We start from the raw sequence: 24,177 nt of genomic DNA on the forward strand, positions 1-24,177 counted from the left end.
CCATCTGTTGAATACAGAAAACCGACTACTAATCCCAAAAACAGAATAAAGGTTACAATAACAACTTTAAGCATTCTAATTCTGTGTTCTTCCTTTAATTGCTTAGCTATATCGTTCAACTGTTTTTTGGTAGCTTTGGGGAAATTATATTCCACTTTTTTTTCAGAATTAAACCCACCTAATTTGTTTTTTAGTCTATTACGCTTAGAAAGTAAGTTGAGGTTATTTCTAATACTTGTTATCATCGAATTCGCTGTCATAATTTCTGGGTTTTAATTTAAAAATGAAATACAAGCTACAGTAGCAGCATAAAACTTATGTGCTACAAGATTTATATAAAAGGCATCTGTTAAAATGCCCGTTAAGAGTTCAGAAAAAAATAGTATAGTTTTAGAATAGCACTATTAAGGCTATGGCAAATACAGATAATTTTAGAATTACCGAAGTATGGTTAACCATATTCAACTGCGAAGATTTTAGACGTTGTCTAATTCCGAATATAGATTTTGTGGTTGACTTACTAAAATTTTCCTTTACAACAGATTTGTAATTAGAGTTTAATAATCCATTGGTTGTGTAATGCGATACCACAACGGGTTCTGGCACAGTTTCTAATTCTTGGTTTAATACTAATTCCATAATTGATATTTTTAATTGGTTACGATAATATGACGTACAACAATTAAAAATGTTACAAGCTGTGTTACAACAACAGCAAGAGATTGCATCTATAAATCTCAAAAAGTATTAGTAAAATTATAGGCTAGCTAAATTTTAAAAAAATTAAAAAATTATCTGTTTCTCCAGAAGAAAGGTGTCAATAATATGAGTACCGTGAATAATTCTAATCGGCCTATAAGCATTAAAAAAGACGACCACCATTTACCTAAAGTTGGTAATGCTGCATAATTGTTTACAGGTCCAAAATCACCTAATGCTGGCCCAACGTTCCCTAAACTTGATGCTGAAAGTCCTATAGCAGATTCAAAATCTATATTGAACATAGAAAACACCAATGCACCAATAATAAAAGATAACATATAAAGAATAAAGAACCCCAATATATTGAATACAATATCCTTTGAAATCGATTTAGTATTGTAACGAACTGGCAGTATAGCATTGGGATGCAAAGCGCGTTTAAATTCCAAAAAACCGTTTTTTATCAATATTAAATGTCGCACCACTTTTACACCTCCAGATGTACTCCCAGCAGAACCTCCCAAAAACATCAATCCAAAGAAAAAGACCGTTAAAAACGGAGTCCATAAGGTATAATCTGCCGTTACAAAACCCGTAGTAGTCACTATAGCCAAAACCTGAAATAGCCCATGACGTATAGCACTTTCCCCTTCACCTAAAACCATTGGGTGCGCAATAGAAGATTGGGATACATCGGCTTTGAAATAGATTAAGAGTGCGGCCACTGTAGTAAACGCCGCAATAAATCTAAAGTAAAGTTTAAACTCGTCGTCTTTTACAATTTTTATCACATTGCCCTTAAAAAGGTAATAACTAAGTACAAAATTGGTACCCGCTAAAAACATAAAAAAGATAATAACGTACTGTATGGCGGGATTATCATTCCAATGTGCCACACTAGCATTTTTGGTAGAAAACCCTCCGGTAGACAAGGTGCTCAATGCATGGTTTATAGCATCAAAAAAAGACATTCCCGCAACTTGAAGCAATATCGTTTCCGCAATAGTGTACCCAAAATATATCAGCCATAAACGCTTTGCCGTATCCGTAATTCTTGGGTGTAATTTATCACCCCCAGGACCAGGTGCTTCAGCTGCAAACAACTGCATCCCTCCTACTCCAAGTAAAGGTAAGATAGCAATGGCGAGGACAATGATTCCCATACCACCAATCCAGTGGGTTGTACTTCGCCAAAATAGTACACCTTCAGGTAAGATTTCAATATCATTTAAAATACTGGCTCCAGTTGTGGTATAACCAGATATAGTTTCAAAAAATGCATTTGTAAATGAAGGGATTGCTTCAGTTGCCAAATATGGTAATGTTCCTGTAAGAGACATAACAATCCAACCAAAGGCCACAACAATGTAACCTTCACGTTTGTTCATTTCCTTTCTGTGATTTTTGGTACCATACATGGCAATTCCTCCCAGAATCAATGTTGCTAAACCTGCTAAAAATAGTTCTAGAGTGACACCATCTTTATAGATTAAACTTATCAATGTGGCAACCATCATAAAACCACCATTAAATAATAATAGTAATCCAAAAAAATGGAAAATGATTTTATAATTAAGCTTCATTGCAGACATAGCCTAAGAGAAAAATGCTTCAACTTCTGAGATTGAACGTGGTAAACAACAAACCACAACACGATCACCTGACTCAATTTTAAAACTTCCAAGTGGAATCATACCTTTTCCTTCTCTTATAACACCTCCAAAAATGGCTGATCTCGGAAAATTTAAATCCTTAATAAGTTTATTGGTAATCTTAGAATTAGGTTTTACTACAAACTCTAAAAGTTCAGCATTCATATTTGTTAATTTGGTCATGGCTACCACTTCTCCTTTTCTAATATATCTAAAGATATTATTGGCGGCCAATAACTTTTTATTAATAAGCGTATCAATACCAATGGATTGCGACAGTTGGTAATAATCCATATTTTCTACCAAAGCAATGGTCTTTTTTACACCCTTGGATTTAGCCAAAAGACAAGACATGATATTGGTTTCAGAATTGCCAGTTACCGAAATAAACGCATCCATTTCTGAGATGTGTTCTTCCTGTAAAATTTCAACATTTCTACCATCACCACAAATTACCAAAGCATTTGGTAAACGATCAGCTAGGTCTTCGGCTATTGCCTTTCTACTCTCAACCAGCTTTACCTTAAACTTACTTTGACATAAATCTCGAGCCGTTTTAAAACCAATTTTGCTACCGCCAAGGATCATCACATTTTTTATCTCTGCCTTTACTTTACCAGAGAGTTCAAATAATTCTGCATCACCTCCTTTTGATGTCATAAACACAACTTTATCACCTTCCTTAAATTGCGTATCACCTCTTGGTATAATGGTGTATTGCGTAGCATAACGCTGAATGGCGATGGGTATAAAATGCAATTCTGAATACAACTCAGCCGCTTCCTTAACGGTTTTGCCCACAAAAGTAGCTGTTCTGGACAAACGTAATCCCAGCATGGTCAGTGCACCTTCTTCAAACTCATACGTATCGTTAAATCCGTATTGGTTTAGCAATAACTCAATTTCTGATGCTGCTAAAGATTCTGGCGAAATCAATTCATCAATTCCAAATTGCGAAAATCCTATAGTTTCCTTTTCGTCAATAAATTCTGTATTGGAAATACGCGCAATTGTACGCTGAGCACCAAGTTGTTTTGCCAAAACACTCGCTGTAATGTTTGTAGTTTCAGAAGATGTAACGGCTATAAATAGCGCAGCCGTATCAATACGTGCCTCTCTAAGAATAGCTATAGACGTAGCGTCTCCCTTTATAGTCTTTATATCTAAATGCTCGCCAGCATAAGACAGACTATCTTTCTTCGTATCTATTAGGGTTATCTCTTGCGACTCGTAGGATAATAATTTTGCTAAATGAAATCCTACCTCTCCTGCACCTGCGATAATTATTTTCATCGTGAATTGTTGAAATAAACATGCAAATATAGTTATAAGTACTCAAAGTTATGAGTATTTAAAAACACAATCCATAATTCTCAACTTTAAAAACACTTTAAGTGCTTATTAACTTTAGCAGCACTTATAACTTATCCATATATTTATTCTTTAAAAGCTAAATACTCGGATTGAAAAGTAGGAAATTCAGCTTTACTTCATTAACCATATTGTCAGTCCATGTAATTTTTTCATTTTACCTTCAAATTTTCAAATGAAAAAATTCACGTACTTTTGCAAAAAATTTTTAATGGCCGAAAAGGTAAAACCATACAAGAAGAGTGAAGCCTCTAAAAAGGTTCAGGTAACCAAAATGTTCGATACCATTTCTAATGAATACGATGGTTTAAATCGTGTTATTTCTTTTGGCATTGACGTTAAATGGAGAGATAAAGTGGTGGATATTGTTGCCAAAACCCATCCCGAAAACATTTTAGATATCGCCACCGGAACTGGTGATTTAGCCATTAGCTTAACCAAAACCAATGCTGAAGAAATCATAGGATTGGATATAAGTGATGGGATGTTGGAAGTTGGTCGTAAAAAAATAAAATCTAAAGATCTTGATGATATTATCTCAATGGTAATAGGCGATTCTGAAGATTTACCTTTTAATGACAATACTTTTGATGCTATTACGGTTGCCTTTGGTGTAAGAAATTTTGAAAGTCTAGATAAAGGATTAGCCGAAATTTTAAGAGTCTTAAAACCTAATGGTATTTTTGTTATTCTTGAAACTTCTGTACCAACAAATCCCATCTATAAATTTGGATATAGACTGCATTGTAAGTTTGTTTTGCCAACCATCGGAAAACTGTTCTCAAAAGATAGAGTGGCCTATAAATATTTAAGTGAATCTGCCTCAGTCTTTCCTTATGGCGAAGCCCTAAACAATATTTTGAGAAAAATTGGGTTTATTAATGTCACAGACCATCCACAAACTATGGGAGTGGCAACTATTTATACAGCATCTAAAGCATAATATGAAGAAAATAGTAATCGTCATAGTACTTTTATTAACGTTTCACAACGTCTCAGCGCAGTTATTCACTAAAGAAAGAGTAGCCAATAATATTGATAATATAGATCAAAAGTTTTTGACTTGGGGCTATTTTTTAGGTTTTAATCAATATGATTTCAAATTTAATTATAATGAAGATCTTAAGGATATTTTGGTAGATAAAACCTTTGGATTTCATTTAGGTCTCGTAGGAGATATGCGCATCAATGAATACATGAATCTACGTCTAGAACCAGGTGTTTTCTTTACCACAAGAAATCTCAGGTACGATGAGAGTTATTTTGCTGGTACAGAATTTAACGACTCCGATTTATTAAGAGAGGTAAAATCTACATACATCCATGTACCTTTGCTTTTAAAGATTTCGACCAAACGTATCAATAATTTTAAACCTTTTATAATTGGTGGTGTTTCAACAGCACTAAACCTTTCTAGCAACGAAGATAATCCCGACGATAATAGTGCAGGTGAATTTAGAATGAAAAGAAATACCTATTTCTACGAAATTGGGTTTGGTATAGATCTCTATTTACTCTATTTTAAATTCACACCATCCATTAGAGGAGTCTTTGCCATGAATGATGAAATCGTAAGAGATGCGGATCCCAATAGTCCTTGGACAGGCAATGTTGCTAAAATGCAGACCAGAGGCATCTTTATTAACTTTACGTTTCAATAGTCCGTCTTTTAAATTCGCTCAATACAATAGCAGCCGCATTGGCAACATTAAGACTTTCCGTTTCTCTATATTTTCCGAATTGCGGTATTGTTATTGATCGATCTACGTGTTTTTTTACGGGTTCGGAAATCCCGTTGGCCTCATTCCCTAAAACGATAATGCCTTCATCTGGAAGCTTAGACTTATAGATGTTTTCACCTTCCATAAATGTCCCAAAGACTTGGCCAGAACTAGATTTTATGTAATCTTCTAAATCTGTATATGTAACTTTTACACGTGTTAACGACCCCATTGTAGCTTGTACAACTTTAGAATTATAGCAATCTACTGTATTGGCACTACAGACTAAATGTTGTACACCATACCAATCACATAAGCGGATTATAGTACCTAAATTACCTGGATCTCTTACAGCATCTAAAGCAATTTTTAAACCTTTATGATTAGTTTTTACCATTTCGGGAATCTTAAAAACCGCCAAAGCTGTGTTTGGATTTTTAAGAGATGATATTTTTTTAAGCTCAGCTTCAGATATGTCGACGGTTAAGTTATTTGGAGCATCAAAAATAGCCTTTGTTGTAAATAGATTTTCAAGTTGAAAGTCTGAATTCAAGAACTCTTCAATTCCTTTAATGCCTTCAACAGTAAATAGTCCAAATTGCTGTCTATATTTTTTTTGTGCTAAACTTTTAATTAACTTTATTTGATGCTTTGTAACCATTAAAATGTCTTTACATTTGTTAGACTTATTACAAAGTAAACCTTTTTTGGACTAATTTTTGTTTATCACCACTAATATTAAAAAAACAAGACGACATTTGAAGCTGCAACAACGTATGGTATTATTTGTACAAAACTACAAGCCAGTGTGTAAGCTATTACTTTTTTTCAGTATTGTTTTGCTCCTTTTTTCTTGCAATGTGGTAAAACGTGTTAAAGCCGATGAGCATTTAATTACTAAGAACACTATTTTAGAAGATGGCAAAGTCAACAAAGAAGAACGCATAAACAACATAATTATTCAGAAGACCAATCTTGGCATGGACGGTTTTTTTGGTTTCCCTTTGAGGTTACATGTTTACAATTTAGCACGGCCAAACATAGATTCTATCATAAACGCCAACATACTAAGCGATAGTACTAAAGTGAAACGTAAAATTGGTCTGCTTTCCAAAAAACAGTTTGACAGATACATACAGTCTAAACGCAACTTTAATAGTTGGCTAAAGCGTACGGGCGAAGCACCACGAATACTAGATGAGAGTAAAACAAAAAAAACAGTAAATTATCTCAGAAACTATTATAACTCTAGAGGTTGGTTAAAAAATGAAGTCGAATATACCATTGAGCGCGATAGTAATAAACGTGCCAAGGTTACCTATAAGGTAACAAAAAACCAGCCTTTTATCCTAGATTCTATAAAACCATTCATTAGTAGTCCAGCAATCGATTCGCTCTACAGTAGATTTAGCAAAAAGTCTTTACTAAAAAAGGGCGAACAGTATGATGTTGCCAATTATGAAAATGAGCGCGAACGTATAACCAATTATTTGCGCAATAATGGTTTTTACTATTTCGGGCAAGAATACATCAGTTTTATAACAGATACCATTGGCACAAACTCAAAGGTCAATACTGAATTGATTATCGCAAATCGTTCTATAAGAGGTGAGGATTCCACAACAACAGTTCCATTTAAAACCTACAAAATAAAAGAGATCAATATCTTTACGGACAACAATTTTGAAAATCAATTTAAAGCCATTTCAGATACCACTATCTTCAAAGATTATAACCTCTACAGTAAGGAAAAATTGAAGTTTAGGCCTAAAGCACTCACAGATGCCGTTTTTATTAATAAAGGTGATAAGTACAGTGATTTGGCACGGAGTAGAACATCGCGCTACTTAAATGATCTTCAAATGTTTAGGTATCCTCGAATTATCTATCAGGAAAATGAGGCAGATACCACACTCACAGCCAATATTTTCTTAGAGCCAAGAAAAAAATACCAATTGAGTTTTGATTTGGATGTGAGTCAGAGTAATATTCAAAAAGTAGGATTTTCATTCGGTACAGGTCTAAAAATAAGAAACGTATTTAGAGGAGCAGAAACTTTAGAACTAAGTGGGATCGCTGCGATTGGCGCATCTGAGGATGGTGCTGATACAGAAGATACTTTTTTCGATATTAACGAATTTGGTGGTAATATAAGATTAACCATTCCCCGTTTGTTCACCCCTTTTAAAACCGATAGTATTATACCAAAGTATATGTCTCCGAGTACGGCCATAAATATTTCTACCACAAGTCAACAAAATATTGGATTGGACAAACAAACACTTTCTGGACTCTTAAGCTATAATTGGTTTCCGTCAAAAGCAGTTACAAATACTTTAGAATTTTTTAATGTACAGTTTGTAAAAAACCTTAATACCAGTAATTATTTTGGGGTTTATTCCAATTCATTCAGAAGGTTAGATAATATAGCTAGAGATATAGGTTATATTGATTCTGACGAGAGTTTAGAAAACCCATCAAACTCATTTGGACCTGCTGATACCTTTATAAATGATGTTTTATCTGGTAACACGAGTTTAACATCTGGCGATGATGATTTTATTGCCGTCAATAATATTGATGAACGTAAGCAACGACTCACCGAAAACAACCTCATTTTTTCAACCAGTTTTGATTATAAAAAAGATAAGCGTACTAATATATTTGATAATGATTTCTCAATATTTAAATGGCGCGTAGAATTGGCAGGTAACTTTCTTTCAACACTCTCTGAAGCATTGGGATCTACTGAGAATGAAAATGGCAATTACGAGGTTTTTGGTGTGGCATTTTCTCAATATTTTAAAACCGAAATTGACTATGTAAAGTATTTCGATTTAGGAAGAAATAACGTTTTTGCCTTTAGAAGTTATGCAGGTATTGCCATACCTTACGGAAACTCTAACAGCATTCCTTTTGCCGAAAGTTTCTTTGCCGGAGGACCAAATGACAACAGAGCTTGGACCGCTTATAACTTAGGCCCTGGTAGTTCTAATACTACAAATGAATTTAATGAAGCTAACTTTAAGATTCACTTAAGCGCAGAACAACGTTTTGGACTTTTTGGCGATTTAAGAGGCGCACTTTTTGTTGATGCTGGTAATATTTGGAATGTCTTAGACAATGTAGAAGAAGATGCAGCAACATTTACAAATGTAGATTCTCTCAAGGATATTGCTGTTGGCTCTGGCTTTGGTCTACGTTACGACTTTAATTTCTTTGTCCTGCGTTTTGATATAGGCTTTAAAACTTATGACCCATCTCAAAATGAAGGTGAACGATGGTTTAAGGATTATAACTTTAGAAATGCAGTTTATAATATTGGTATTAACTATCCTTTTTAAGCCTAATTACGTTTAAAAAACTACATCGTTTTCGGCATTAAATACCAATATTCAACGAAGAAATATTTAAAATTTACGTATTTTTGAGGTCTAATTTCAATCATAAAAATTATGAGTCATAATATAAAACCTGGCGTTGCTACAGGCAGAGAAGTTCAAGATATTTTTAAACTTGCTAAAGAAAAAGGATTTGCCCTACCTGCGGTAAACGTTATAGGTTCAAATTCAATAAATGCAGTTTTAGAGACGGCTAAAGCTTTAAATGCTCCTGTAATTATTCAATTTTCAAATGGAGGCGCACAATTTAATGCTGGAAAAGGTTTAGGAAACGAAGACCAAAAAGGAGCTATTGCAGGTTCTGTTGCTGGAGCAAAACATGTACATCTTATGGCAGAAGCCTACGGAGTACCAGTAATTTTACATACAGATCATTGTGCCAAAAAATTATTGCCTTGGATTGATGGTTTGTTAGATGCTAGTGAGCAACATTTTAAGGAAACTGGAAAATCACTTTATAGTTCCCATATGATTGATTTATCTGAAGAGCCTATTGAAGAAAATATTGAAATCTGCAAGCAATATCTGGAGCGTATGAGCAAAATGGGCATGACTTTAGAAATTGAATTGGGTATTACGGGTGGAGAGGAAGATGGTGTTGATAATAGTGATGTTGATGCTTCAAAATTGTACACGCAACCTGAAGAAGTAGCTTACGCTTATGAAGAATTAATGAAAGTAAGTGACCAATTCACCATTGCTGCAGCCTTTGGTAACGTACATGGGGTTTACAGACCCGGAAATGTAAAATTAACACCGAAAATTTTAAAAAATTCTCAGGAATATTTATCTGAGAAGCATAACCTTCCACATAATCATATCGATTTTGTTTTTCACGGAGGATCTGGTTCTACCGTTGAGGAAATTAGAGAAGCTATAGGTTACGGTGTTATTAAAATGAATATCGATACTGATATGCAATGGGCTTTTTTAAGCGGAGTGAGAGATTATGTGCAGGATAAAAAAGATTATTTACAAACTCAGATTGGTAACCCTGATGGTGACGATGTACCAAATAAAAAATACTACGACCCAAGAGTTTGGCTACGTAAAGGTGAGCAAGCTTTTGTAGAACGTCTTAAAAAAGCTTTTGAAGATCTAAATAACGTAGATACACTATAACATATATCTAATATTATAGAAACCCATTAAAACTCGGTATTGTTTTAATGGGTTTTTTAAGTACATAGAGATTAACCACCTGTTAGTTTTTTCCTTTTTTGAATTTAATTAATAAGTAGTAATTTTATATGTTTTACATTTGCATTTAATAACTAACTAAAACAACGATTAAAGATTTTTCAATATCTAAAGTCGCAAAACCTCCCCTAAGCATAGTCTGTGGGTCTAAAATCGTAAATCAATATGGCTTGGTTTAAAAGAAAAGATAAAGGAATTCAAACATCAACGGAAGAAAAAAAAGATACTCCCAAAGGGCTTTGGTACAAATCCCCTACCGGTAAAATTATTGATACCAAAGAATTAGAACAAAATTTTTATGTAAGCCCTGAAGATGGTTACCATGTAAGGATAGGTAGTAATGAATATTTTGAGATTCTTTTCGATGACAATGAGTATAAGGAACTCGATGCTAACCTTACTTCTAAGGATCCGCTTAAATTTGTAGATACTAAGAAGTACCCAGACCGCTTAAAGGCCGCACAGGCCAAAACAAAATTAAAAGATGCTGTTCGTACGGCTGTTGGCAAATCCAATGGACAAGATTTAGTAATAGCATGTATGGATTTTGGTTTTATTGGGGGCTCAATGGGTAGTGTTGTAGGTGAAAAAATTGCTAGAGCAGCAGATTATGCCCTAAAAAAGAAAACTCCGTTTATGATTATTAGTAAATCTGGTGGAGCACGTATGATGGAAGCAGCGTTATCTTTAATGCAATTGGCAAAAACCTCAGCGAAATTGGCGCAATTAGCCGATGCTAAAATTCCTTATATATCATTATGTACAGATCCAACTACTGGTGGAACAACAGCTTCGTTTGCCATGCTTGGAGACATTAATATTGCGGAGCCAGGAGCTTTAATAGGTTTTGCAGGCCCAAGAGTTGTTAGAGATACAACAGGACAAGAATTGCCTGAAGGTTTCCAAACCTCTGAATTTTTATTAGAGCATGGGTTTTTAGATTTTATTACGCATCGTAAAGATTTAAAGCAAAAAGTTAACTTGTATATAGATTTAATAAAGAATCAACCTTTAAGAGCATAAAAAAAGCGAGCTTACTTCAACTACACTCAGTAACCGAAAATCTCGCTTTTCTATTCAATCCACTAAAACTAAACCTCAAATACTAATTAAGAGTTATAGGTATTTCTGTGCCATTATTAAATGTAAAGGTCGCTTGGTTATCGCAATCACCATTGCCAAAATCAAAGATACCGCCAAAATTAGTACGCTGTACATCAAAGCTTCCACTTACAAAATAAGCGCATGTTACCTCTCTACGTAGCGGTACTATTACTTCATAAGTATGTGTATTACCATTAACAAATGTTGCTGTCCAATTTCCTGTAATTTCAAATACATTATCACTAAATACACCACTTCCAAAACCTTCAACCCATTCCCTAACTCTTGTACCTTCCCTAGAAGCTTGCACTCCATTTGGCCAAATCACGGTAACACTTAAATCGTGCGTAAATTGAGGGTTACCATTTTCATTAGATAATTCTCTTAAAATTGAGCGACTGGCAATAACGTTTTTGGCATCAAAATAAAAATCAACCAAATTATAGTTAATCATTATTTGCTGCGCTTCTGGATCTCTCGTGTAATCAAATACTATTTGCCCTTGAATTAAGTGTTCATTAATTACGCAGCCTTCAGTACCAAAATCTAAAGTTACCTGTCTATAGCCTTGTTGAGCCACAACAGTAATAGTGACACAATCTGGAATATCCTTAGCGTATGCTATTGTATCGCGCTCGTCAATTGTAGATGTAGGCTTGCCTGCAGTCTGTTCCTGCTCTTCATAAGCATTAATAATGAGATCTCCTAAAACAGTATCTATTTGGTCAATTTCAGCAGAACGCTGAACTTCTATTGTGTCCTGTACTTCTGATTCCGTAGTTTCATTATCATCACTACAAGATGTAAAGACTAAGCCTAAAACTGCAAAGCTTAAAGCTGCTTTTTTAAATGCATTAAAATTTTTCATGATTACTTTTTTATTGTTAATATAGTGTTAAGACCAATTAAGAATAAAAAGGTTTAATTCGTTACCAAGAAATTAAGCTCTTTTAAGGTAAATTGAAAATTCTGTACCAACACCTACTTCGCTCTTCACTTCTACTTTTCCACCTAAAGATTCAATATGGTTTTTAGTGATGAAAAGACCAATACCTATGGCATCTTCGTTGTAGTGAAATGTCTTATACATCTTAAAGAGCTTATCTCTATACTTTTTTAGATCAATGCCTAAACCGTTGTCTCCAACTACAAAAACGATATAATCATCTTCAATATAAGACGTAAGCTCTATAATTGGTGTTCTTTTATCAGATCTGTACTTAATGGCATTGGTAAGAAAGTTAAGTACTATACTATCGAGATATGCTGAGATAGCTTTTACATGATGTGTTTCATCAATTTCATTGTAAATTACAGCGTTAGCATTTTGTGCCATAGCTATAATGTTATACATGGCCTTTTCCACATAATCATAAAGATTGAGTACATCCATTTTAGAAGGCTCAATCTCTCTTATTTTTGCTACTTGGGTTAGGTGCGACACTGTTTCTTGTAAATTATCAACGGCTTTCTTTAGAAGCTTTAGATTTTCATTTTCTTTTTGACTCGAAAAATCACTTTCTAAAAACTCAGTTATAGTAGATAAATTACCAGAATGTGATCTCAAATTATGAGTTACAATATCAGCAAAGGAAGCCAATCGCTCATTTTGTTCCTTAACAACACTAAGCATAGCCTTTAATTTATCTAGATTTTTTTGCCGGTTAGTTACATCATTAAATTGCCATATCATATACGGTTTACCATGCTTAAAATATACCAAGGAAACGTAAATTAAAATCCAGAGCATAGTCCCATCTTTATGAAAATAGCGCTGTTTAATACGGTACTTATCTATTTTACCTTGGATAAGCTTTTCATACTTCTTCTCGTGTACACCAAGATCTTCGACATAGATAATATTGTTTATATCCATATTGAAAAGCTCCCATCTGGTATAACCAAATAAATCACAAACACTTTCGTTTACTTTTAGCCAATTGCCTTCTAGGTTAACAACGGCAATACCATTGTAGGTATTATTAAATACACGATCTAGTACATCGTGTGCATTAGAAAAATTGTAACTAGGGTTTGTGGCTCTCATCCTTTTTTGAATTTTAAGGATTAATTAGGTGAAAGCTCTTAACTAGCCAAGGGTATACTAAACTAAAACATTGAATTACAGATTAAAAGTTACAAAAAAAACCACAAATCACAAAAAAGTACTATATTTGCCGCTTGAAAGAAAATCTTTCATGGTACATAAAAATCATTTACAATAATATTAGCATGTATTTAGATCAAAAAGCAAAAGAGAAACTTTTCAAAAAACACGGAAAGAACGAAAAGGACACAGGTTCTGCAGAAGGACAAATTGCATTATTTACTGCAAGAATTGACCACTTAACAGAGCATTTAAAAAAGAATCGCAAAGACTATAACACAGAGCGTTCATTAGTAAAATTAGTAGGTAAGCGTCGTGCTTTACTAGACTATTTAACTAAGAAAGATATCTTAAGATATCGTGCCATAGTAAAAGAATTAGGATTAAGAAAATAATCTCAATACAAAGACCACGCTTTTGGCGTGGTCTTTTGTTTTTTATATAACGCAATCGAAAGCGTCCAAAATTCGAATTAATAATTAAGCATGAAATCCTGAAATGAATTCAGGACTAGCAGTTTTTCATTGGTCATAACAACACACTACACAATAACACAACGACCATTGTTTAACATTATGTTTTTGACGGCCATTGTGTTACGCTGAGTGCAGTCGGAGCCCAATAGAAATCAAAGACAAGAATTAAAAAATTTATGATTCCAAAGACTTACAAAGAGGTCATTGACCTCGGTGACGGTAGAGAAATTTCTATCGAAACCGGAAAATTAGCAAAACAGGCCCATGGTTCTGTTGTTGTACAATCAGGAAAATGTATGTTATTATGTACAGTAGTTTCCAACTATCATTCAGCAGATGTAGACTTTTTACCTTTAACAGTAGACTATAGGGAAAAATTTGCTGCAGCAGGTCGTTATCCAGGTGGCTTCTTTAAAAGAGAAGCAAGGCCTAGTGACGGAGAAGTATTAACTATGCGTTTGGTAGACCGTGTATTACGTCCATTATTTCCAAAAGATTACCACTCTGAAACTCAGGTGATGATTCAATTAATGTCGCATGATGATGACGTAATGCCAGATGCCATGGCAGGTTTAGCCGCTTCGGCAGCAATTCAACTATCAGATTTCCCATTTGAATGTGCGATTTCTGAAGTCAGAGTCGCTAGAGTAAACGGAGAATTTGTAATTAACCCGACCAGAGCACAATTAGCAGAGTCTGACATCGATATGATGATTGGAGCTTCTGCCGATTCTGTAATGATGGTTGAAGGTGAAATGGATGAAATTTCTGAAGAAGAAATGACCGAAGCTATTAAAGCTGCACACGAAGCTATTAAAGTACAATGTGCTGCTCAGATTCGTTTAGCTGAAGCAGTTGGTAAAAAGGAAGTACGTGAATACGAACCAGAACGTGAAGATGAAGACTTAGCTAAGAAAATTCATGATATGGTATATGACAAAACATATGCTATTGCTAAAGCAGGTTCTGCAAAGCACGAAAGAGGTGCTGCTTTTTCTGAAATTAAGGAAGAAGTCTTCAATTCATTCTCTGAAGAGGAGCAAGATGATTTAGGAAAGCTCATTCATAAGTATGTAGCAAAAGCTCAAAAAGAAGCGATTCGTAATTTAACTTTAGATGAAGGTTTGCGTTTAGACGGTCGTAAAACTGATGAAGTAAGACCAATTTGGTGTGAGGTAGATTATTTACCATCAACACATGGTTCTGCAATATTTACACGTGGGGAAACTCAAGCATTGGCAACAGTAACCTTAGGTACATCAAGAGATTCTAACCAAATAGATATGCCATCTTATGAAGGTGAAGAGCGTTTCTATTTACATTATAATTTTCCACCATTTTCAACTGGTGAAGCAAGACCAATCCGTGGAACCTCACGTCGTGAAGTAGGTCACGGTAACTTAGCACAACGTGCTTTAAAAGGCATGATTCCTGAGGATTGTCCATACACAGTAAGGGTTGTTTCAGAAGTATTGGAATCTAACGGTTCGTCTTCTATGGCAACGGTTTGTTCTGGTACTATGGCACTTATGGATGCTGGTGTACAAATGACAAAACCTGTATCTGGTATTGCTATGGGATTAATTTCTGATGCAGATTCTGGTAAATACGCTGTACTATCTGATATTTTAGGAGATGAAGATCACTTAGGTGATATGGATTTTAAAGTAACTGGTACTGCAGATGGTATTACTGCTTGTCAGATGGATATTAAGGTAAAAGGTTTATCATATGAGATTTTGGTCAATGCACTAAAACAAGCACGTGATGGTCGTTTGCATATCTTAGGAAAATTAACAGATACCATCGCACAACCAAATGCAGATGTTAAGGAGCATGCACCGACTATGGTAACAAGACGCATTCCTAACGAATTTATTGGTGCTTTAATTGGTCCTGGCGGAAAGGTAATTCAAGAATTACAGAAAGAAACAGAAACCACCATAGTAATTAACGAAGATCCAGTAACTGAAGAAGGTATTGTTGAAATTCTTGGTGTTGGCAGTAAAGGCATTGAAGCTGTGGAAGCAAAAATTGATTCTTTAATGTTTAAGCCTGAAGTAGGTAGCGTTTATGAAGTAAAAGTAATTAAGATGTTAGATTTTGGAGCGGTTGTAGAATATACAGAAGCACCAGGAAACGAAGTGCTTTTACACGTATCTGAACTCGCTTGGGAGCGTACCGAAAATGTATCGGATGTTGTAAACATGGGAGATGTTTTTGATGTAAAATATTTCGGTATAGACTCAAGAACACGTAAAGAAAAAGTATCTCGTAAAGCAATTCTACCAAAACCAGAAGGTTATGTGGAACGCCCAAAAAGAGATAACAATCGCGGAAGAGATAACAGAGGTAGAGACAATCGTAACCGAGATAATCGCCGAGATGACAGAAAACCACGAGAAGAGAAAAAGTATTAATTTCTTTTTTATATTAAAAACCCATCGAGATTCGATGGGTTTTATGTTTTTAAAAGCTATACAATATTCTTGGAGTTAAAGCTATTGAACCTATATCTTCTTGTATTGCTCCTCTAATTTTATAAGGCGAATAATGAATTCCAAAGCTCAAAGTTAATTGCTCATTATTTTTAAAAGATTTAACGTAATCTAAACTTGGTGCAACTAAAAATGATGTGATTTCATAGGTGTCTTCATTATTCGATGAATTAACCTTTTGGTTAGAACTGATAACCGAAGCTCCAATTCCTAAACCCAAAATAAATTTTGAAGAATTTGGGTTGCCTAAAACCTTCTTAAACCTTACTAAGGGATTTATCAAAAGAGAGGCCTCAGCTTCTATATCTTCATTATCTCTAACATATTGAAAAGGTATTCTTTGTTTTGGAATGACAAATTGCAAAGCAAGTTCTATTGATTTGTTGTCAGTTACTGGAAAATCTAAGCTCAATTCAACCAAAGGTGATGTGTTGAAATATTTTTTTAACTCCCCTAGAGGCATAAACACACCTCCACCAATTTTGAACGTTACTGTTCTCCAATAATCATTAAATGAATCATGGTAATTATATCCTCGTTCTTGAGGAATCGAATCATTTTGTGCCACAAGATTTAAGCAAAACAAAAGAAACAAACAGGTTGTAATTAAATTTTTCATAATGAATCGGTTTTAAATTCAATTCAAACTTATTGCAATAATCACATCTAATATTTTCAAAATCACGAATCTTGATTTTATTTTTTGTGATAATCACAAATATGATTACATTACAATATGTTTCAAGAGCAACTATTAGAAAAACTAAAAACCGAATTGCCTCAAGGCACATCACTCAACGAAGCCGTAGCAAGTGCATTAGACATTAGCTACGATGCTGCACACAGACGCACCTCTGGGAAGAGTAAATTTTCATTAAAAGAAAGTGTGATTTTGGCTAAATACTATGATTTATCCTTAGACCGATTGTTTGAAAACACTAAAGATGATATTATTGCTGTTGAGAAAACCAAGCCCATTGATAATGAAGATCAACTAAAAGCTTATTTTGATAACTCCTTTCAATCACTACAGCCACTTCTCAATCAAAGCAAAAGTCGAATTTTATACTCAGCTAAGGACATCCCTCTTTTTTATACCTTGGAAAGTAATTTGCTAAGTCGTTTTAAAATATTTGTATGGTTAAAACTGTTAGATTCAACAATGGCAACAAAAGGTTTTGAATCCTTTTCTTTAAAGATAGCAACATTGCAATCTGCAAAGGCTTTAGGAAGTTTATACCAAAACTTAAATACTACTGAAATTTGGGATGTAACCACTGTAAATAGTACTTTGAAACAAATTCATTTTTATAACGAAGCTGGTCATATAGATAATTCAACAGCTCTGCAATTATGCAAAGATCTAAAGCAGTTAGTGTTTAGTATTTCTGAAAAGGTAAATCCAAGTAACGAACAATATCTTTTTTATTACAATGAATTATTATTGATGAACAATAATGTTTTGGTAAGTACACCGCTTCAAAAATCACTTTTTGTTCCTTTTACAATACTATCCTACTATAAAACCTCAGATAAGATTACATGCCAGGAAGCCGAAGCTTTTCTAAAAAAACAACTGCAAAGCTCTAAGCTTTTGAATACTGCTGGCGAAAAAGAGAAACTTAGCTTTTTTAACAAGATCTATGCAAAGATTGATGCACTATATCAGCTTACGGAAGCTTCTCAAGTTTTGGATTTTGAATAACTATTATGTGCTTTATTAAGAAAAAAATTACCTAAATTAACGTACTTATTGTATATTTAAAATATACATAGACTATTCTATGGATTCTAACCCTTAATTAGTAATGCTTTAATCCATTCTTGTTGACTACAAAAAATGGCTATTAACAGTACAATTGCTAAGCATGCAAAAAAACGACTTTAAGAGCAATATTTCCAAACGAAGTATTGATGACAACCCGTTTTATATTATTGGAATTGGTAGTTCCGCTGGTGGACTAAAAGCCCTAGAAGAATTTTTCGATAATTGCTCATCAAACACAGGTTTTGCCTTTGTGATAATCCAGCACCTGTCTCCCGATTACAAAAGTTTAATGCCAGAATTGCTATCTAGACATACAGAAATGATAGTAAAAGAGGCCAAAGAAGGTGATAAGGTAGAACCAAATCATGTCTATCTCATTCCTGGTGGAAAAAATATTTTGATCAATAAGGGTAAACTAGAACTAACCAAAAGAAAACCCAAAAATCAAATTAATTTTTCGATAGATATTTTCTTTAATTCATTAGCAAAAGAACAGAAAGAGCGCGCCATTGCCATTATATTATCCGGCACTGGTTCTGACGGTACAAAAGGTGCTAAGTCCATAAAGGAAGTTGGAGGTACCGTTTTTGTTCAAAGTCCTGATTCTTCTGGTTTTGATGGTATGCCAAGAAGTGCCATTTCTCAAGGCTTGGCAGACTATATAATACCACCCAAGGAAATGGGCCATGAATTGGTAGAATTTGTTTCTCAACCACAATATGCTTACCCAATATCACCAGAAGGATATGTGAGTAACGAAGAATCTCTAGGAAGAATTTTAAAAATCATAAAAAGCTATATAGGCTATGATTTCTTTTCATATAAAAAGCCAACATTGTTCCGTAGAACAGCTAAACGCATTAATATAACCAAATGTAAAACTGTTGAGAATTATATCGATTATTTACACGAAAATCCTGAAGAAAAATTTCTACTAACACAAGAGTATCTTATAGGTGTTACAAAATTCTTTAGAGATTCTGAAGCCTTTGAAACGCTAGAAAAAGAAATCATACCAGATATAGTAAGTAAAAAAACCAATGAGCAAACTATAAAAATTTGGACTGTTGCCTGCTCTTCAGGAGAGGAGGCCTATTCTATTGCTATTATAATTGAAGATTACCTCTCTAAAATGCAATTGGATATCAACTACAAGATTTTTGCAACAGATTTAGATGACAGAGGTATTGATAAAGCCACAAAAGGAATTTATGACCTTAGTATAGAATCTGAAGTACCTTCACAATTTCTTTCAAAATATTTTATAAAACAAGATAACAGCTATCGCATATTACCAAAAATAAGACGCAATATCATTTTTTCAAAACATGATATTTTAAACAATCCCCCATTTAACAAAATGGATCTTATTTCGTGTAGGAACATGTTAATCTACATGGAAAACAACTTACAACTTCAAGTGCTCTCTAGCATACATTATGCCTTAAACCCTCATGCTTACTTATTTCTGGGAAGTTCCGAAAATCTGGGCATGCTCAGCAAAAATTTTGAAGAAGTGAGTTCTAAATGGAAAATATATAAAAATATACAACCAGAACGTATCCTAAACATAAGAAATAAGGATATGTGGAACGTCGAGAAAAGTAAAAAAAGCAGGTTTCAAATTCGGCCACAAGGAAGTTCCTTGGATGATAAAATTGCAAAATCCATTAATAAATTATTGATGGACGAAATGCATGCTGTAAGTATTTGTATTGATGAAAATCATGAAATTATACATGCCACAGGGAAACTAAAAAAGTATATTAGTTATCCAGATGAAGGCTACTCTAACAACCTTCTTAAAATGCTTCCCGATGAACTCAACATACCCATAAGCACATCGATAAGGAAATTAATTTCTGGCTCTGCCGAAACTATAGAAAAAAGCGTTAAGCTTATAAAGGATGATAAATTATTACAATTACGCTTGCTAGTTTGCGGTTTTAATATCGTATCTGTAAACAGCCGTTCTTACCTTATAACTATAATTGAAGAGTTTGACAGAAAAATCACTGAGGAAGAAAAACATAAGGAGTTGCCAAAAATAATATCCAACACAGATCAGGTAATTGAGTTAAAAGAAGCACTTAATGAAACCCGAGAAAATCTTCAGTCTACAATAGAAGAGCTTGAAACATCTAACGAAGAAATGCAAGCCACAAATGAGGAATTATTGGCCTCTAACGAAGAACTACAGAGTACTAATGAAGAGTTACAGTCTCTTAATGAAGAATTGCATACCGTTAATGCTGAGTTGCAATCCAAAAATTCTGAATTGGCAGAGCTCAACTCTGATATTGAGAACTTAATGACCAATATTAACGTTGGAACCATATTTTTAGACAAGAAATTCAATATTAGAAAGTTTACCCCTTCAATAAGAGAAAATTTTCATTTACAAGAAACAGACGTCGGAAGATCCATCGCACACTTTCTTGGAACAATTGGTGGTACAGACTTAATAGAACATTCTAGAAAAGTTATAAATACACTTCAACCCCATTTCGAAGAAGTAAAAAACAGCGAAGGCAAATGGTTTTTAACTCAAATTTTCCCTTATAGAAATATAGAAGATAGCATACAAGGTGTCGTTATAAACTTCATTGAAATAGATAAACTCAAAAAAGCCAATAAAGAGAAGGAGAAACTATATTTATTTTTAGAGCATCTTACCAGCAACAACCCTGCTGTAATATACATCTATGATATGGTGAGTCAAAAAAACATTTATGCCAGTGCAAATATTTTTGAAAGCTCTGGGTATTCGGTTGATGACCTACAGCAACTTGGCGATAAAGTTATGGAAACCATCATTCATCCCGATGATCTTCCTTTGATCCAAGAGCACCACAAAAAAATCAAAAATTTAAAAGATGATGAAGAATTACAAGTAGAATACAGAATTTTACATAAGAACACAAAAGATATTGAATGGGTGATTTCTAGTGATAAAGTTAACGAACGTAATGAAGATGGCTCGGTAAAAACCATCTTAGGCATTGCTCTTTACATAACTAAAATCAAAAGAATAACACAAAAATTAAAAGAAAGTGAAGAAAGGTACCGACTAGCAATTTCAGGATCTAAGTCTGCATTATGGGAGTGGAAAGATATAACAAAAGAAAAGGCTTGGTGGTCTAATGAATTTTATAAGTTGTTAGGGTATAACAAAAAAGACATTAAAGTTAAATTCAGCTCATTTAAATCGCTTATTCATCCAAATCAAAGAAAACGGTTCTCTGCTAAATTAGAAGCTCATTTTGCTGACGATAATGAACCTTTTGAAATTGAAATACAAATTAAAACTAAAACGAACGGCTATATTTGGTTTAGAGTTAATGCACAAGTCAATACAGACCCAATAACCTCAATTAAAACATTGGTTGGCACCCTAACCAATATCAATGGCCAGAAGGAAGCTAATGAAAAAATGAAAGAGCTTAATATAGAATTGGAACGCTTTGCTTATTTAGCATCACACGATTTAAAAGAACCCCTAAGAACAGTAACAAGTTTTACAAAACTATTTAAAGAAGAGTACGAAAGCAAATTTGATGATACAGCATTACAATACTTATCTTTTATTGAGAAAGCATCCAGTAGAATGATAACATTGACAAATGATTTACTCATTTACTCTCAACTAGATGATAAATCACTGAATTTCCAACCGATTAATCTCAATGAGCTCTTAGACACAATACTTCTAGATATACAAGACGATGTTACTAGAAATAATGCACAAATTAATATAGAAAGATTGCCAACTGTAGTTTGCGATAGTATGCAAATAAAACAACTATTTCAAAATTTAATTTCCAACAGTATAAAATATAGAACTGATGCCCAGCCAGAAATTCATATTTCATATAAAGAGAAACCATCGGCTTTTGATTTTTATATCACCGATAATGGTATCGGTATAGACAAAAAATACCATAAAAAAGTATTTGAAGTGTTTAAGAGACTGCATAATAAGGAAGAATATGAAGGCACAGGTATTGGTTTGGCAAATTGCAAACGTATTGTAGATAACCATAAGGGAAATATAACAGTAAAATCAAGCATTGGAGAGGGATCTACTTTCATTTTCACTATTCCAAAATTGAACATAAAATGAAAAAATGTAATTGTATTTTATTAGTAGATGATAGTCTTTCTACTAACATCTACCATAAAAAAATAATCGAAAAAGCTGAGATTACAAATCATATAAGAATTACCTCAGACGGTTTAGAAGCCTTGAACTATCTAAACGATGAGAAAGCTCAAAACATTAAACCTGATATTATATTTTTAGACATAAATATGCCAAAAATGGATGGTTTTGAGTTTTTAGAGGAATACGCTAAACTTCCAAAGCTCATGCGAAAAGATATCATAATTGTACTCTTAACCACATCTAACTGGTCCAAAGATCGTGTAAAAGCCACTGAGACAAAATTAGTTTATGATTATATAGAAAAGCCACTAGACAAAGAAGATTTGATTCGTATAAGTAATTATTATTTAGAAGAGCTTTAGAGCTTAAAACGTTTAATCTTGGAGTTCTCATTAATATTTCTTATATTATAGGCTATGATAACACAAGACAAAGACAAATACGCAGAAGAGTTAAATCATTCAATCAATTATCTCGAAAATTTGGGGTACAACAATATCAAAGCAGATATTGAAGGCTATGAAACACCGAAATCATATCTCAAAAAAGGTAGTAAAATTGAAGTAACACCGGATATTGTTGCCGAAAAAGAAGGACGAAAGCACATTTTCGATTTAAGTTTAAAATCCCAAAAACCAAGATTATTAAAATCCAAATGGCTGTTTTTAAACACTTTGAGTCAAATTAAATCATATCGCTTTAGGTTAATCACTAAAAGAGGTCATTATAAGTTTACCAATGAAACCATTGACGACATTAATCTAGATAAAGTAAAACTCTTAAAGATTTAAAAAAAAATTAAAAGTTGTGTAACATTTTATTGCTTTTGTACGTATAATAAAAACAACCTAGTGTTGTAGAAACATTGCACAAATCATAGAAGTAAATGAGACAACTTAAAATTACTAAGCAAGTAACCAACAGGGAAACTGCTTCATTAGACAAATATCTGCAAGAAATTGGTAAGGTGGATTTGATCACAGCTGATGAAGAGGTAGAGTTGGCGCAACGTATTAAAGCTGGTGACCAAATTGCTTTAGAAAAACTAACCAAAGCCAATTTACGTTTTGTCGTTTCTGTTGCTAAACAGTACCAAAACCAAGGATTAACGTTACCAGATTTAATCAATGAGGGTAATTTAGGCTTAATTAAAGCTGCACAACGTTTTGACGAAACCCGTGGTTTTAAATTTATATCTTATGCTGTTTGGTGGATTAGACAGTCCATTTTACAGGCGTTAGCGGAGCAATCTCGTATTGTACGTTTACCGTTAAACAAGATTGGTTCTATAAATAAAATCAATAAAACCTTTGCTTTTTTAGAGCAAAGTCATGAGCGACCACCTTCTGCGGAAGAAATCGCTAAAGAATTGGATATGACGATTAACGATGTTAAGGAATCTATGAAGAATTCTGGTCGTCACGTAAGTATGGATGCCCCTTTGGTTGAAGGTGAAGATTCTAACCTTTATGATGTATTGCGAAGTGGAGAATCACCAAATCCAGATAAAGATTTGTTACACGAATCTTTACGTACGGAAATCGAACGTGCTTTGGAGACATTAACACCACGCGAAGCCGATGTTATTCGTTTGTATTTTGGTTTAGGAAACCAACATCCAATGACTTTAGAAGAAATTGGTGAAACGTTCGATTTAACACGTGAGCGTGTGAGACAAATTAAAGAAAAGGCGATTAGAAGATTAAAACATACGTCTAGAAGTAAAATATTAAAAACATATTTAGGTTAACTTCGACTGTGCTCAGTTACCAAATAAAGCTTTAATAATAACTATTAATTTGGACATTGAGCGAAGCCGAAATGACATAATAAGACATATTTAGGTTAGTTTTTCGTATATTTAGCGACTACCTAATAAAGGTAACAACAGTTACAAAACATAACTGTTCGTTTTTTGATTGATGAAAGAACCCACGGCTGATTACCGTGGGTTCACTTTTTTATAACATCTTATTAACTCCAAACTTAAGAAACCTCATTTTTTATCTACC

General features: G+C 33.8%; 20 protein-coding genes. 12 read left to right on the forward strand and 8 right to left on the reverse strand.

The genetic code is table 11. From position 1 onward, the window contains the following. The 4 genes from KCG49_RS08455 to trkA all read right to left on the reverse strand — a co-directional run. A partial coding sequence (locus KCG49_RS08455) for a hypothetical protein (protein WP_218545821.1) occupies nt 1-260 on the reverse strand: 260 nt, incomplete at its 3' end. 130 nt (nt 261-390) lie between these two features. Further along, nucleotides 391-639, reverse strand: a complete 249-nt coding sequence (locus KCG49_RS08460) for a hypothetical protein (RefSeq protein WP_218545823.1) — start codon at nt 637-639, stop codon at nt 391-393. A 152-nt stretch (nt 640-791) separates the two neighbouring features. After that, nucleotides 792-2,285, reverse strand: coding sequence for a TrkH family potassium uptake protein (locus KCG49_RS08465; protein WP_218545824.1), 1,494 nt, complete (start codon nt 2,283-2,285; stop codon nt 792-794). A gap of 12 nt (nt 2,286-2,297) precedes the next feature. Next, nucleotides 2,298-3,647: a Trk system potassium transporter TrkA gene (trkA, locus tag KCG49_RS08470; RefSeq protein ID WP_218545825.1), complete on the reverse strand. Its 1,350-nt coding sequence runs from the start codon at nt 3,645-3,647 to the stop codon at nt 2,298-2,300. Between the two features lie 289 nt (nt 3,648-3,936). Between trkA and ubiE the strand changes: the two genes are divergently transcribed. Both ubiE and porT read left to right on the forward strand, forming a co-directional pair. Continuing rightward, on the forward strand, nt 3,937-4,668 hold the full coding sequence (gene ubiE, locus KCG49_RS08475) for a bifunctional demethylmenaquinone methyltransferase/2-methoxy-6-polyprenyl-1,4-benzoquinol methylase UbiE (protein ID WP_218545827.1): 732 nt from the start codon (nt 3,937-3,939) through the stop codon (nt 4,666-4,668). 1 nt (nt 4,669) lies between these two features. Next, nucleotides 4,670-5,386, forward strand: a complete 717-nt coding sequence (porT, locus tag KCG49_RS08480) for a type IX secretion/gliding motility protein PorT/SprT (RefSeq protein WP_218545829.1) — start codon at nt 4,670-4,672, stop codon at nt 5,384-5,386. Here porT and KCG49_RS08485 read toward each other — a convergent pair. After that, on the reverse strand, nt 5,373-6,107 hold the full coding sequence (locus tag KCG49_RS08485; protein WP_218545830.1) for a TrmH family RNA methyltransferase: 735 nt from the start codon (nt 6,105-6,107) through the stop codon (nt 5,373-5,375). The two genes, porT and KCG49_RS08485, sit on opposite strands and share 14 nt — an antisense overlap. Nucleotides 6,108-6,252: 145 nt before the next feature. Between KCG49_RS08485 and tamL the strand changes: the two genes are divergently transcribed. From tamL to accD, 3 genes are all read left to right on the forward strand, one after another. Next, the gene (gene tamL, locus KCG49_RS08490; protein WP_369680355.1) at nt 6,253-8,790 is read left to right on the forward strand and encodes a translocation and assembly module lipoprotein TamL; all 2,538 of its coding nucleotides are present in this window, start codon (nt 6,253-6,255) and stop codon (nt 8,788-8,790) included. A gap of 111 nt (nt 8,791-8,901) precedes the next feature. Continuing rightward, nucleotides 8,902-9,969, forward strand: coding sequence for a class II fructose-bisphosphate aldolase (fbaA, locus tag KCG49_RS08495; RefSeq protein WP_218545834.1), 1,068 nt, complete (start codon nt 8,902-8,904; stop codon nt 9,967-9,969). Nucleotides 9,970-10,212: 243 nt separating this feature from the next. Further along, nucleotides 10,213-11,070, forward strand: a complete 858-nt coding sequence (accD, locus tag KCG49_RS08500) for an acetyl-CoA carboxylase, carboxyltransferase subunit beta (RefSeq protein ID WP_218545835.1) — start codon at nt 10,213-10,215, stop codon at nt 11,068-11,070. A gap of 82 nt (nt 11,071-11,152) precedes the next feature. Here accD and KCG49_RS08505 read toward each other — a convergent pair whose 3' ends face one another. After that, on the reverse strand, nt 11,153-12,019 hold the full coding sequence (locus KCG49_RS08505) for a hypothetical protein (protein ID WP_218545837.1): 867 nt from the start codon (nt 12,017-12,019) through the stop codon (nt 11,153-11,155). Between the two features lie 72 nt (nt 12,020-12,091). Beyond that, nucleotides 12,092-13,198, reverse strand: coding sequence for a sensor histidine kinase (locus KCG49_RS08510; protein WP_218545840.1), 1,107 nt, complete (start codon nt 13,196-13,198; stop codon nt 12,092-12,094). A gap of 185 nt (nt 13,199-13,383) precedes the next feature. Here KCG49_RS08510 and rpsO point away from each other — a divergent pair, with 185 nt between their 5' ends. Further along, nucleotides 13,384-13,653 carry a 30S ribosomal protein S15 gene (gene rpsO / locus KCG49_RS08515; protein WP_218545842.1) on the forward strand — a complete coding sequence of 90 codons (270 nt, stop codon included), beginning with the start codon at nt 13,384-13,386 and terminating at the stop codon, nt 13,651-13,653. Nucleotides 13,654-13,910: 257 nt separating this feature from the next. After that, nucleotides 13,911-16,154 (forward strand): polyribonucleotide nucleotidyltransferase, encoded by a 2,244-nt coding sequence (locus KCG49_RS08520; protein WP_218545844.1) that lies wholly within the window; start codon nt 13,911-13,913, stop codon nt 16,152-16,154. Nucleotides 16,155-16,203: 49 nt separating this feature from the next. Here the strand turns inward: KCG49_RS08520 and KCG49_RS08525 are convergent, their stop codons facing one another. Continuing rightward, the gene (locus KCG49_RS08525) at nt 16,204-16,851 is read right to left on the reverse strand and encodes a hypothetical protein (protein ID WP_218545846.1); all 648 of its coding nucleotides are present in this window, start codon (nt 16,849-16,851) and stop codon (nt 16,204-16,206) included. 117 nt (nt 16,852-16,968) lie between these two features. Here KCG49_RS08525 and KCG49_RS08530 point away from each other — a divergent pair, with 117 nt between their 5' ends. From KCG49_RS08530 to KCG49_RS08550, 5 genes are all read left to right on the forward strand, one after another. Then, complete coding sequence (locus tag KCG49_RS08530) at nt 16,969-17,937, forward strand: hypothetical protein (RefSeq protein WP_218545847.1); 969 nt, start codon at nt 16,969-16,971, stop codon at nt 17,935-17,937. A 163-nt stretch (nt 17,938-18,100) separates the two neighbouring features. Then, a complete protein-coding gene (locus KCG49_RS08535) occupies nt 18,101-22,123 on the forward strand; it encodes a chemotaxis protein CheB (protein ID WP_218545848.1) in 4,023 nt (1,340 codons plus the stop codon). Further along, a complete protein-coding gene (locus KCG49_RS08540) occupies nt 22,120-22,527 on the forward strand; it encodes a response regulator (protein WP_218545849.1) in 408 nt (135 codons plus the stop codon). Before KCG49_RS08535 ends, KCG49_RS08540 begins: the two co-directional genes overlap by 4 nt. A gap of 54 nt (nt 22,528-22,581) precedes the next feature. Then, nucleotides 22,582-22,956 carry a hypothetical protein gene (locus KCG49_RS08545; RefSeq protein ID WP_218545850.1) on the forward strand — a complete coding sequence of 125 codons (375 nt, stop codon included), beginning with the start codon at nt 22,582-22,584 and terminating at the stop codon, nt 22,954-22,956. A gap of 95 nt (nt 22,957-23,051) precedes the next feature. Beyond that, nucleotides 23,052-23,915, forward strand: coding sequence for a sigma-70 family RNA polymerase sigma factor (locus KCG49_RS08550; RefSeq protein ID WP_094967995.1), 864 nt, complete (start codon nt 23,052-23,054; stop codon nt 23,913-23,915). The last annotated feature ends 262 nt before the right edge of the window (nt 23,916-24,177 follow it).

This window comes from Winogradskyella luteola, from assembly GCF_019203985.1.
In the GTDB taxonomy this organism is placed as follows: Bacteria; Bacteroidota; Bacteroidia; order Flavobacteriales; family Flavobacteriaceae; genus Winogradskyella; species Winogradskyella luteola.